Annotated in this window: 2 protein-coding genes; both read left to right on the forward strand. The window is 73.3% G+C overall.

Annotated features, from left to right (window positions below):
• Positions 1 to 178: 178 nt before the first annotated feature.
• A complete protein-coding gene (locus KZQ38_RS11985; protein WP_219441193.1) occupies positions 179 to 8,782 on the forward strand; it encodes an RHS repeat-associated core domain-containing protein in 8,604 nt (2,867 codons plus the stop codon).
• A gap of 16 nt (positions 8,783 to 8,798) precedes the next feature.
• Positions 8,799 to 13,163: a ricin-type beta-trefoil lectin domain protein gene (locus KZQ38_RS11990; protein ID WP_219441194.1), complete on the forward strand. Its 4,365-nt coding sequence runs from the start codon at positions 8,799 to 8,801 to the stop codon at positions 13,161 to 13,163.
• The last annotated feature ends 1,263 nt before the right edge of the window (positions 13,164 to 14,426 follow it).

The raw sequence follows: 14,426 nt of genomic DNA on the forward strand, positions 1-14,426 counted from the left end.
CGCCCCGCGCTCCATCGCCACCGTGCCTGGCTGCCTCGCTCCACCGGGCTGACCTGCCCGTTCGAGATTAGTATGCAGGGTCCGTACCGGGTTGGTCACTCAATGTATTGGGTCTGCGTCCGGCCGCTGTGCGGGCCGGGCGATCGACACCCGGCGCATCTCATCGCGGGAGGGAACGATGAGGGGCAGGACCCTGCTGCTCGTGCTCGTGCTCGTGCTCGCCGCGTCGGTGCTTGAGCCTGCCGCGGCGGCACAGCCGCGGCCGATGGTCGGCACCGATGTGGTTCCTGAGCAGCGGACCGCCACAGCAGGAAGCGGCCTTGTGGCCGAGCCGCCGGCCGAGCCCGCCCGTGACCCGCCCAGACCGCTGGATGCGGTGCCCGACCGCGTCGAGGTCCCGCCGGTGCTGCCGCCGGAGCGCGTGCCGGTGGACGTGGTGCCCGAGGTGGTACCGGTGCCGCGAGCCGGTGGGCTCGACGCCCGGTCCGGTGTGGAGCGGGTCGAGGAGCGGACCGCGCGCACCGAGACGTTCACCAACGCCGACGGCACCCGGACGCTGCGGGTGCACGCCGCTGACTCGCACGTCCGCCAACCCGACGGCTCGTTCGCGCCGGTGGACCTCGGGCTGGTCGACGACGGCAGGGGCGGCCTGCGTCCCGTCCGCGCGCCGGTCGGGGTCCGGTTCGCCGCCGCGGCGGCCGAGGTGTCGTTCGGTGACGCGATGCTCGGGATGGGCGTGGCAGACGCCGCCGACGTGGTGCCCGAGGTGGTGGCGGCCACCGCGACCTACCGCGGCGTGCGGCCGGGTGTCGACCTGCGGCTGACCTCGTCGGCACTGGGCTTCGAGGAAGCCGTGGTGCTGTCCGCGCCGGTCGGGTCGGTGACCTCGGTGCTGCGGCTGACCGGCCTGCGCCCGGAGGTCGAGACCGGTGCGGTGCGGTTCACCGATGCCGGGGGAGAGGTGCGAGCCCACCTGCCCGCGGCGGTCCTGGTGGACGCCGACGGCGTGCGGTCCGCGGAGGTACGCCACGTCGTGGAGGAGCGCGGGGGCTCGTGGACGCTGCGAGCCGACCTGGACCGGGAGTGGCTGGCCGACCCGTCCCGGGCCTACCCCGTGGTACTCGCGCGCTCGGCCTCGCACATCGACACCGACGCCGACGACACCTACGTGCGCGCGGGCGCGGGCAACGCCTCATCGGCGCCGGACCTGCGGGCCGGCCGGGTCGACGGGGAGTCCGCGGCGCGGTCCTACCTGCACTTCGGCAGGCTGCGCGAAGTGCTGCGCGACCGCTATGTCGTGGGCGCCACGCTGAACGTGGTCAACATCTGGTCCGGCTCGTGCACGGCGCGGCCGGTGACGGTGTTCGAGGTGGCGGAGCCCTGGCGGGGTGGGACGGCTCGCTGGCCGGGCGCCGCGGTCGGTGAGGCGTTGTCCACCCGCTCGTTCGCTCACGGCCAGCCGTGCGGTGGACCGGTGCGGGCGGCCCTGCCCTTCGACCAGGACAAGCTCGTGAGGGTCAGCGGGTGGACCCACGGCGCGCCGTTCCACGGGCTGGGGCTGCGCGCGGCCAACGAGGGCGACGCGGGCGCGGGCAAGCGGTTCGCCTCGGCTGACGCCGCCGCCGCGAACGCCCCGTTCCTCGACATCGTCCACTCCGCCGAGGGCGCGGCCTACGCGGTGGATGGGGTCACCCTGCCGGACAACGCCAACCAGGGCGAGATCCGGGCGACGGTGACCAACCTGGGCTCCTCGTCCTGGCCCGCGGGCGGCGGATTCCGCTTGGGCTACGAGGTCATCCGGGACGGGAAGACCATCGCGACGTCCCCCGGCGTCGGACCGCTCGGGGACGTCGCGCCGATGGGCGAGGGCGCGTTCAAGGTGCCTGTCCAGGGCGTGCCGCCCGGCGAGTACGAGGTGCGGATCTCGATGCGCGACCCGCAAGGGCGTGACTTCCACCTGGAGCACTCCCTGCCCTACGCCCGGTTCGCGATGCAGGTGCGCAACACACCGCCGGCCAGCGACCGGCAGCAGCCGGGCAGCGGCGCGTCGGTCGAGTCGCTGACCCCGTCCCTGTACGCCGAGGGCGTCGACCCCGACCGTTGGCCGGGACAGCCGTTCAAGTACCGGTTCCGGCTCTGCGCGGACGCCCTCCTGACCAAGGACTGCCACGAGTCGGGGTGGGGACCGCAGGTGTGGGCACCACCGCGGGACGCGCTGCGCTGGGGCACCACCTACCACTGGTCGGTCAAGGTGCACGACGGCGTCTCGGAGTCACCGGACTGGCACCAGGCCCTCGTGCTGACCACGAAGGTGCCCCAGCCGCAGATCACCTCCCACCTCGCCGGATCGGTCGGGTCGGCCGAGCCGGCGGGGCTGGGCGTCCAGGTCGGCAACTTCACCACCGCGGCCACCGACGCCTCCGTGGCCACGGCCGGGCCCGGCCTGACCGTCACCCGCACCTACAACAGCCTCGACCCCCGACGCGACACGGCGTTCGGCATCGGCTGGTCCTCGCCGTTGGACATGCGGCTGCGCGAGGACGACGACGGCTCCGGCGGCATCGTGGCCACCCTGGCGACCGGCAGGCAAATCCGCTTGGGCCGCAACCCCGACACCCCGGACGGCAGACGTGACTACGCGCCCCCGCCAGGGCAGAACACCACGCTCGTCCACGACTCCCGGGACGGCCGCTACACGTTGCGCGACGCGACGGGCGGCATGTGGGTCTTCGACGCCCGCCTGCGCCTGGTCCTGGTGGTCGACCCGGCGGGGCTGCGGCAGCGGTTGGACCACGACGACCACGACCACGTCGTGCTCATCACCAACGAGACCAGCGACCGGTGGCTGCGGCTGACGTGGAAGGGCGCGCACGTCGAAACGATCCGCACAGACGCGCCCGAGCCCGGTGCGCAGCCGCTGGTGTGGACCTACCGCCACGAGGAGGACCGCCTGGTCCAGGCGTGCGCGCCCGGCGGAGCGCCCCACTGCGCCACCTACCACTACGAGACCGGGTCGCACTACCGCGCCTCGGTGCTGGACGACAACCCCCGCGCCTACTGGCGGTTGAGCGAGACGGGCACCGACGTGGCGACCAACGTGGTCGCCCGCAAACCGGGCGCCGACGAGGGCCGCTACCGCGCCGTCGTCCAAGGCTCCGGAGGCGCTGTCGGCGGGACCGCGGACCGCGCGGCGACCTTCGACGGCTCGAGCAGCCACGTCCTGCTGCCCGAGCGGCTGACCGCCGACACCATGTCGCTCTCGGTCGAGCTGTGGTTCCGCACCACCGACCAGGGCGTGCTGGTGTCCTACGCGGACCGCGCGATCCCCGCCGAGGCCCGGCAGCACACGCCCGTGCTCTACATCGGCACGGACGGCCTGCTCTACGGCGGGTTCGCGATGCGCGAGGTCGTCGGGCTGCGCCAGGTGGCCAGCCGCGCGCCGGTCAACGACGACCGGTGGCACCACGCCGTGGTCTCCGCCGCCATCGACCGGCAGGTGCTGCTGCTCGACGGCGAGCCGCAGGGCGAGGCGCGCGGCTTGGTGGACCACGGCGACCGCACCCACCTCGCGCTCGGTTCCGGCAGCGGTCGGGACTGGCCCGCCACCTCCGGGGCGGACTTCCCGTTCCGAGGTGACATCGACGAGGTGGCGCTTTACCGGCACCCGTTGGGCACCCTCGCCGCGCGGCAGCACCGCGCCGTCGGCCGGTCGGCGGACCTGCTCACGAAGGTCACCCTGCCGCAAGACGACCGCGTGCTCGCCCAGGTGACCTACGACGATCACCACGGACGCGTGCGCACGCTGACCGACCACACCGGTCGCGAGTGGACGTTGGACCCGCCGGTACGGGACGAAGCCAAGCGCGAGGTCGTGCTGCGCGGTCCCGGCGTCACCCGCCGCCACGCCTACGACGCCGACAACCGCGGGCGCCCGGTGTCCCGCTGGGAGAACGGCCGCGTCCGGCGCTTCGAGTACAACGCCAAGGACTTCGGCTCGGCCGAGGTGGACGAGAACGGCCACCGCACCGAGTGGACCACCGACGACCGCGGCAACGTGCTGAGCGAGAAGACCTGCCGCACTAAGGACGCCTGCCACACGACCTACCACACGTACCACAAGGCGTCCGGCCCGCTCGACCCACGCGGCGACAAGCCGGCGAGCACGTCGGACGCCCGGTCCTCCGGTCCCGATGACCAGCGCTACCGCACCACCTATGACTACGACGACCTCGGCAGGCCGATCAGGACGACGAGCCCCGCGCCGCGCGGCAGCACCAGCAGGCCGGTGGAGACCTCGACCTGGTCCACGGGCACCGAGGACGCCCTCGGCGGTGGCACCGTCCCCGCGGGACTGCTGATCCGGACCACCGGCAAACGCGACCAGGTGACCACCCACGACCACCGGGCCAACGGCGACCTGGCTCGCACCACCTCGGCCACCGGGCTGCGCACGGAGCACGCGCACGACCGCATCGGGCGGGTCAAGTCCACCACCGTGACCAACAGGGCGGGAGCCGACTACGGCACCACCACCTACACCTACACGCCCCGCTCCCAGCCGGAGACCGTGACGGGGCCGCGGGTGGTCAATCCCGTCACCGGCGTCGTCCACTCGAAGGTGACCACCTACCGCTACGACGGCAATGGCAACACCACCCAGGTGACCGTGTCCGACGCCGTCGGAGGTGATCGGCCTCGCACGACCACGTTCGGCTACGACGCCCACGACCGCCTCGCCACGATCACCTTCCCGGACGGGGGTGTGCGGACCACCTCCTACGAGGACGACGGCTTCACCGAAGTGCTCACCGACGTTCGCGGCTTCCGGTGGACCTCGCAGTTCGACGAACGCGGCCTGCTGTCCACCCTCACCGCGGTCGGGTCCGGCGTGGACCCGCAGGACCCGCGCGCGACCACGCTCACTGTCGAGTCGCGGGGCTACGACGACGCGGGCAGGTTGGCGTGGGTCACCGACGCGATGGGCAGGCGCACCACCTACGGCTACTACGACGACAACCTGCCCGCGACCGTCACCCGCAACGGCTATGTCGACCCCGACGGCCGCGTGCGCGACGTGGTGGTGCAGTGGCACGGCTACGACCCGGCGGGCAACCGGACCCTCCTTGTCGAGGCGGGCGACCGGCACACCACCACCGAGTACGACGACGCCGGCCACGTGTGGCGCGAGACAACCGACCCCGACCGCCTCAAGCGCGTCACCACCTATGCCCGCGACCGCGCGGGCAACGCCGAGCGCGTCGAGCTGACCGGTGCGGCCGACCCCGGCCGGGTGGAGGCCACGCGGTACTCCTACGACGCGACCGACCTGGTGCTGCGCGAGGACGCCGAGGTGGGGCCGGGCGTGGCGTTGTCCACGATCCACGAGCGGGACGAGCGCGGCCTGGTGCTGCGCAGCACCAACCGCAGGCTGCACTCGACGAGCTACTCCTACGACGCCACCGGCGCTCTGGTCGCCACCACCGCGCCACCGGTCGATGCGTGGGTCGGCGGGGTGCACAGGCCGGGGTTCGCCGGTGCGGAAACGCTGGGCCGCAACACCTTCGGCGAGGTCACCCACGTCCGCGACGCGGCCGGGGGCGTGACCCGCACCGAGCACGACGTGATGGGGCGCATCACAGCCGAGCTGCTCCCGGACCACACCCCGCCCGGCGGGGAACCGATCAAGGACGCGGCGACGAAGACCGAGTACGACTTCGCGGGCAACGCCACGAAGGTCACCGACCCGCTGGGCCGCGTCACCACTCGCGCGTACGACCCGTACGGCCGCGTGCTGACCACCACCGAGCCCGAGGTCGACGGAGTGGTGGCGACCTCGGGCACCACCTACACCCGCGCGGGCGAGGTGCGCACCACCACCAGTGCCACCGGTGCGGAGCAGCGCTTCACCTACGACGAACTGGGTCGCCGGATCACCGCCACCGCCGTGGAGCGCCGCCCCGCACCGACCGCCTACCACACCACGACCACCGGCTACGACGATGCCGGGAACGCCACCTCGACCAGGACGCCGCGCGGGCACACCTCCACCGCCGAGCACAACAAGGCGGGCGAGGTGGTCCGGCAGGTCGACGCCACCGGTCGCGCCACGCTGCTCGGCCACGACGACGCGGGCCGGTTGACCTCGGTCACCGACCCGGCCAGCCTGGTGACCAGGTTCCACGTCGACCCGGTCGGCAGGCTGACCGGCTGGTCGGAGTGGGTGGCCGGGGTCGAGCGCCGTCGCTGGCGAGTGGAGCCCGACGAGAACGGCAACGTCGTGTCGACCACCTCGCCGGCCGGCCGCACCACCACCGCGGTCCACGACGCGCTGGACCGGGTGGTGGCCAGGTCGGAGCGGGTGGACGAGCACCGGTCGATCGACGTGGAACTGGGTTACGACCCGCTCGGCCACCTCAGTCGGCAAGTGGACGGCGAAAAGCGGGTCACCGTCCACACCTCCAACGCCCGCGGCGAACGCGAGTCCACCGCGGACCCCGGCGGGGCGACCTGGACCACGTCCTACGACGCGGCCGGGCAGGCGGTCCGGCAGATCGCGCCCGGAGGGGTCGAGCGGACCCGCGAGTTCGACGCCCGCGGCAGGCTGACCGTCGAGCGGGGGGCGGGAGCGGAAGCGGCCACGGCGGAACGCCGGTTCGGCTACGACGCCGACAACAGGCTGGTGCGCGTCGGCGGTCCGCTGGGCGAGGCCACCTACGACTACGACGACCGCGGCAACCTGGTCGGCACCGGCGGCGCGGCGGGCGAGGCCACGTACACCTACCACCCCGAGGGCGACCTGGCTTCCCGGACCGACGCCGCCGGCCGCGCGAGCTTCGAGTACGACGCGGCGGGCCGCCTCGCCCTGGTCGAGGACCCGGTCACCGGCGCCCGGCACGACTTCACCTACGACACCGCAGGCCGACCGGAGACGGCGGCCGGGCGCCGGATCAGCCACGACGACCTCGGCAGGACCAAGACCCGGTCGGTGACCGGTTTCACCGTCGGCTACACCTACGACGATGACGACAAGGTGAAGACCCGCACCACCAACGGCGCCACCGAGTCCTACGACTACGACGGCGCGGGCCGGCTCACCTCGTGGACCGACACCACCGGGCACCTCACCACCTACGGCTGGGACTTGGCGGGGAACCGCACCTCGGTCGGAGCCACCACCTACAGCTACGACGAGCGCGACCGGCTCCGTTCGGGCGGCGGCGCGACCCACGAGTACACCGACCGGGGCACGCTGTCCTCCACCACCGCCGACGGGCGCACCCGCGAGTACGTCTCCGACGGGTTCGACCGCATGACCCGGGTGGACGGCACGACCTACCGGTACGACGCCTTGGACCGCGTCGCTGACCGGAACGGGGTCCCGTTCCGGTACGCGGGCTTGTCCAACGAACTCGTCTCCGACGGCGCACGGCTGGTCGGCAGGCTCCCGGACGGGACCGCGCTGGCGGACAAGGCCGTTGACAGGCCCGGCGCGCTGCTGTTCGCCGACCAGCACGGCGACGTCGTGGCCCGCCACCTCGGAACCGCGATAGCCGGCAGCCGGGCCTTCGACCCGTTCGGCCGGGTGCTCACCGAGACGGGCGAGAACGCGACCATCGGTTACCAGGGCGACTGGACCGACCCCGGCACGGGCCTGGTCGACATGACGGCCCGCTGGTACCGGCCGGCCACCGGCTCCTTCACCACCCGCGACGACCGGGACAACCACCCGGCGCCGTCGGGGGCGGCCAACCGGTACGCCTACGGGAACAACGACCCGGTGTCCACATCGGACCCGAGCGGGCACTTCGGGGTGGCGTTGGCACCGCTGGTCCAGCCGATGCTCCACTTCCTGCGCCAGTCTGTGCTGTACGTCGCCCGGCAGGCAGCCCGTCAGGTCGCCCGGCAGGGCCGGTTCATCTTCAAGCCGCACGAGAGCGGCGCCGGCGGAAGCGGTGGTGGCGGAAGCAGTAGTGGCGGTGGTGGTCTCCCGATCGCGCCCGTCCCGGTCCCCGCGCGCCGCGACCACGCAGAGCCGCCGCAGCCGCCACCCGGGCCTCGGGAGCCGAAGAACCCCGGCGGTGCGGTCATCACACCGACACCGCCGCCTCCACCACCGTGGCTGGTCCACGCGATGAAGCCCCTGCGCAGGCCGGTCGACGGCACCACGGTCCAAGTGCCCGCCCAGGAGGTCGTCACCACACCCACCCTGGTCGTGGACCTGGGCCAGGAGCGGTACAACAAGGCCAGGAAGACCACCTACGTCGACCGCGCCGACGATCGGACGCGCACCGACCACGACTTCGCCGAGGACCAGGCCGGCTGCTTGCGGGGTCACGTGCCGCACACCATCTGGTACGGCTCGCTCGACCACCTCGGCCGGGCCACGGGCGCGGGCGGGTGCCTCACGCAGGTGCGGCCGAACAAGAAGAACAAGATCACCGCGGCGGTGCCGGGCCATGACGCGGGTGACGAGTACGCCACCGCGCGAGGTCACTTGGTCGCACATTCCTTCTTCGGGGAGAACCGCAGGCAGAACCTGGTTCCGCTGAACCAGCCCGCGACCAACAGCTCGATGATGTGGCACGGAGTGGAGAGCAAGGTCTACGCCCGTGTCGCGGCGGGCGAGCGCGTCCACTACCGGGTGGCACCGGCCTTCTACGGCAACGAACTCGTGCCGCGCGGCATCGGTGTCGAGGTGACCGGCTCCAGCGGCTACTACTGCAAGATCTACATCCCCAACCTGGTCTACCGCCCCGACTTCTTCAAGGGCTGCCCACCGTGACCCAGGAGGTTCCACAATGGACAGGCAGCGACGGCTCACCACGCTGGTGGCGGTCCTGGCACTCGCCACGACGGGAGCCGGAACGGCGTCGGCGCGCGCCGACGGGGGAGTGGACTCCGCAGGCCCGGCCGCCACCGGCCAGGACCTGCTGCGCGACCGGCAGGGCCGACCGCTGGTCTACGTCGAGGGCGCGGACGACGGTGCCCTCGCGCGGGCGGTGGCGCGGGTGGGCGGCGAGGTGCTGGCGAGCACACCGGGCCGGGTGAAGGCGGCCCTCCCGGCGGGGCGGACCGGCGACGTGACGGCGAGCCCCGGCGTGCGCGAGGTGCGCCTACCCGACCGCGCCGTTCCGATGGCCGTCACCTCCGAGGGCGTCGCCCCCGCGAAGCTGGACCTGTGGGCGCAGGAGGGGAAGAAGGGCGCGGGGGTGAAGGTCGGCGTGATCGACGTCGGCTTCGGCGGCCTGACCCGCGCACAGCGGGCGGGCGAGCTGCCCGAGGTGGTGCTGCGGGAGGACGACTGCTCGGACGTGAGCAGGCAGCGCACCCACGGCACGAGCGTCGCCGAGGTGGTGCACGACGTCGCCCCCGAGGCCACCCTCCACCTGGTGTGCGTCGAGGACGCCACCGGCTTCGCCAAGGCGGCCGACTGGCTGCGGGAGCGGGGTGTCCAGGTCGTCAGCGCGGCGATCGGCTTCCCCGGCACGACCACGGGCCGCGGTGACGGCACGGGTGATCCGGGCAGCCCGGTGGAGGTGGTCCGGCGCAGCCGGGAGGCCGGTCTGCTGTGGTCGGTCGCGGCGGGCAACCAGGCCCGGCTGCACTTCGGCGGGCCCGCCGCGGACCGCGACCGCGACGGCTGGGTCGAATTCGGCGGCACCACCGAGAACAACGGGTTCCCCGCGCCCGCCGGCACATCCACCACCGTGGCGCTGCGGTGGGACGCCTGGCCGCGCACCACCGAGGACCTGGACCTGTACGTGCTGCGCCGCAACGCCCCACCGACCGGCGACACCGACCCGAATGTCATCGCCAAGTCGACCCGCGCGCAGCGCGACACGCCCGGTGGGCTCAGCCCCACCGAAGCGGTCACCTTCACCGGTACCGGCGCGACCGCGTGGATCTGGGTGCGCAACCGCAACGCGCGGTTCACCACTCCCTTCGACCTGTTCGTCAGCGGCCCGACCGGGCAGCTCCAGTTCTCGACCCCCTCGGGCAGCGTCGTGGAACCGGCCACCTCGCCGTACGCCCTCGCCGTCGGCGCGACCCAGCCCGGCTCCGGCCGGGTGCAGGGCTACAGCGGTCGCGGCCCGACCGTGGACGGCCGCACCAAGCCCGACCTCACCGGCTACGACCAGGTCAGCACCTCCACCGACGGAGGCCAGGGCTTCCAGGGCACCTCGGCGGCCGCCGCCCACGTCGCGGGCGCGGCGGCCGTGCTCAAATCGGCGCACCCGGAATTGGACGCCGCTCGGCTGGAGTCCGAGCTGAAGTCCCGAGCGCGGGCCGACCGGGTCGACAACGACTGGGGGCACGGCGCGCTGTCCCTCGGCGTGCCGGGCGTCGCCCCCGTCGCCGCCTCCGCGGGCTACCGCCCGCTGGCCGAGCCCCGGCGCGTCCACGACCGCGGCTACGGCCCTGGCGAGGTCGTCACCCTGCCGCTCGACGTCACCGGCGACACGACCGCGGTGGTGCTCAACGTGACCGCCCGCGCCGACACCGAGACCAGGGTCGACGTGGTGCCCCACTCGCCCGACCAGATCGCGACCAAGACCTCTGCGCTGTGGGTGCGCCCGGGCGGCGGGTTCACCTCGGTCATGACCACGACCACGCTGGGCGCCGACCGCGCGGTCCGGCTGCGCAACCACACCGGCCACGCCTGGATCGTCGTGGACGTGCTCGGGAACTTCGCCAAGGACGCCACCGCGACCTACACGGCCGCACCCGCCGCCGAGCGGGTGCTGGACACCCGGCTCGTCGAGGGCGCGGAGCACCGGCTCCGGGTGCGCGGCGCGGCAGGCGTGCCCGACACGGCCATCGCCGCGGTGATCGCGTTGACCGCCTCGGAGGCGACGCATGAGACGTGGCTGTCCGCCTACAGCAGGGACGACGGGCCGCCGTCCACGCTCAACCTGACCCGCGGTGACCGCCGGGCCAACACCGCCGTGGTCGCCATCGCCTCAGACGGCGCCGTCGGGCTGCGCAACGAGAAGGGCGCGGTCACCGTCGCGGTCGACGTCGTGGGCTGGTTCGGGCCGGGGCCGGGTGCCCGGTACGTGGCCCTGGCCAACCCGACGCGGGTGGTCGACACCGGCACCGGGACCGGGGTGCCCGCCCGGCCGGTCGGTCCGGGCGAGACCGTCGACTTCGCGCTCGGCGGCGTGTGGGGCGTCAGCGGATCGGCCACCGCCGCCGCGCTCACCGTGACCGGCGCGGACGGCCGGGCCGGGACGGACCTGTCCGTCGCGGCCGTCGAGCGGGGTCGCACCACCGCGCCGCAGCTGCCGGTCGGGAGGCGGCAGGACAACACCGCGTCGCTCTACGCGCCGCTCGGCGCGTCCGGGCGGCTGTCCGCGCGCAACGAGCGCGGTCGCGCCGAGGTGGCGGTGGACCTGCACGGGTACTTCGTCGGCGGGACACCGGTTCCGTCCGACCCGTGCGCCCTGCCCCGGGGTGAGACCGGGTTCGGCGCGTTGTTCGACGGCCGCGAGGGGGTCGACCTGACCGGCTGGCAGGACGCGGGCGACGGCCGGGCGACGGTGATCGGCTGCGAGCTGCGCACCGCGGTCGGCACCGGCGTGACGTGGCACTCCGCCGTCGCCGCGGGGGCCGACCACACCCTGCGGCTGGACTGGAAGGCCCTGTCGCCCGAGGCCGACTCCGGTGTGCTCGTCGGCTTCGACCACCCCGCCGGGCGGGGCGACGCGCCGGGCGCGCGCGGGCTGGAGGTCCAGATCGGTCCCGCGGGCGCCACCGGGGACCTGGCGACCGGGGCGATCGCGGGCAAGCGCGCACCCGACCTGGCCGCGGCCAAGCCGCCGGGCGAGTGGAACACCTACGAGATCACCATCTCGTGGCACGAGGTCACCGTCGTGCTCAACGGGCACCGGGTCAACCGGTACACCACCACGGAGTCACACCGGACCAACTCGCGGAGCTTCGTCGGCCTCCAGCACAGCCCGGCGGGCTCGGTCGCGTTCCGGGACGTGCGGGTGCGCGACAACTCGGCCACCGGGGCCGGCCCCGTCGAGGGACCCAACGGCAAGTGCCTCGACGTGGCCAACGGCAACCCGGCCGACAACGCGGTGTTCGCCTACACGTGCTCCGGCGAGGGCAACCGGGCGCAGAGCTGGACTCTGCCCGGCGACGGAACCGCGCGGGCGTTCCACAAGTGCCTGGACGTGATCGGCGGCGGGGTGGCCGCGGGTACGCAGGTGCGGCTGTACGACTGCGTCCCCGGTGATGCGCAGGAGTGGGTGTTCCGCCGGGACGACATCGTCAACACCCGGTCCGGCCGGTGCCTCGCGGCCACCGGCGACGCCGACCGCGCGCCCCTGACGATCGAGGACTGCGGCGGCCAGCGGCAGACCTGGTGGGTGAAGCCGCGCGCCGCGGTGACCGGGGAGCTGACCGCGTTCGGCGGCAAGTGCCTCGACGTGGCGGACGGGAACCCGGACGGCGAGGCGGTCATCGTTTACGGCTGCTCCGGTGACTTCGCGCAGACGTGGTCGGTTGTCGACGACGGCACGGTGCGCGCCTACGGCAAGTGCCTGGACGTCACAGGCGGCAACACGGTGCCGGGCACCCGCGTGATCCTCTACCGGTGCAACAACGACGGCGCGCAGCAGTGGCAGCACCGGCCGGACGGCTCGCTGGTCAACCCGCCCTCCCAGCGCTGCCTCACCGCCGCCGCCCCGGCCGACCGCGCCGGCTTGACCATCGAGGACTGCGACGGCCGAACCGCCCAGCGCTGGCGAACGTCGGCGCAGGCGGTGAGCGCGGGCGCGCTGATCGCCGTCGTGGCGGGCGAGACGGAAGCGAAGTGCCTGGACGTGGCCAACGGCAGGCCCGAGGACGGCCGGGTGATCGCGTACCAGTGCAACGGCGACCGCGCCCAGCAGTGGACCGCGCCCGGTGATGGCACCATTCGCGCCTACGGCCGTTGCCTCGACGTCTCCAACGGCGCGATCGACAACGGCACGCCGGTGATCCTGCACCCGTGCAACGGCGACCGCGCCCAGGACTGGACACGACGGCCGGGAGGCCAGTTGGTCAACCCGCAGTCGGGGCGCTGTCTCGACGCCTCACCCGCCGGGATGATCATCTGGGATTGCCACACCGGCTCCAACCAGCGTTGGTCGGTGGTGGGCCGCACCACGTGACCCGGCCCGGGGCAGCAGGGTGTGCGTGCGATGCTTCCGTCGCTGAACCATTGCGGCGCGGTGCGGGCAGCCACCGTCGAGCAGGTGCCGCGGACCGACCACGGGCGGCGGAGAGACCACCAGGCGGTGGAGCGCAATCCGGTCATGGTCCAGCTCCTCCGCGAGTAGGCGGCGGCCGAAGCGGCGCGGCGGCCCGAAGCCACACCCGCAACGGACGGGTCAGGAGAGCCTGCGGTGCTCAACCGCCTGGAATCCGTCGGCCCCGCTGATGGTCACCTGCGGATTGGCCGAGTACCCGGACTAGAAGCGGCCGGAATCGTGCCGGCGCGCGCCGCCCGGGCCGAACTGCTGCCGCTGTACCGGGCAACGTGGAGGAGTATCTGACCGAGGCGTGCCGACCTCCGCACCCCGCTGCTCGTCCGGCTTCAGGCGGAGCCGTCCCGAGGCCGCTGGTTGTGCGGCTGATCCGCGTGGCGCACCAAGCACTCGATCGCGACCGGGTGAGCTGTGCGCCCAGGCCTGCCTCCCTGACCTGGCCGCGATCAAGCCCACCCGCTGACCCACATCGTCCCGGTGGTCTATCCGGACCGCACGCCGCGCCGGCCGGTCGTCGTTCACCCCGCCGCACGACACCACCGCTCGGCGTTGGTTCGCGCACCTGGCCGGGTACCTCGCGCGAGCGGGCACGCAGGGAACTCGTCCGTGAGTTGCTCGCCGTCACCCGCGTCTTGGACGGCCGGCTCAAGGCAACACCCGGTGCATGTACGAGGAGGTCGACTTCGAAAGCGGCCTGATCGACGTGGTCGGGATCGGCCGGTCGTGACCGTTTGGCTGCTCGACCGCGTACCGGACGTGCCTCGCGTTTTTCGACCACCGGGGCTTCCGACGCCCACGCCGGTATCACCCAATCGAGATCGTCGGCGGGGATGCCCGCCCCAGATTGTCTCGCGAGAGCGACAGCGGACCGAGCGGCTGCGCATGTGGTGCCTGACATCCGACGGAGTGCCATCGCTGCCCTGATCACCGGCAGCGAACTGCACCGGTGAATCCAGCCATTGACGAGCATGTCTCGCTGGGCACAGTCACCTTGGTGGAGGCAGACACCACTGCGCAAGGATGGGCGGGCAAGCGGCACGGCGCATGCCCGTCTTGGCCGACGCAACACGCAGCGCCCGGCCCGGACCGCCGCCCGACCATGTGGCTGGCCCGACGTCGCTAGCTAGTGGAACCCGTCGCAGGCAATGGCGGGATGGAATCGCGCAT

The sequence above is a fragment of the Saccharothrix obliqua genome, assembly GCF_019375475.1.
In the GTDB taxonomy this organism is placed as follows: Bacteria; Actinomycetota; Actinomycetes; order Mycobacteriales; family Pseudonocardiaceae; genus Actinosynnema; species Actinosynnema obliqua.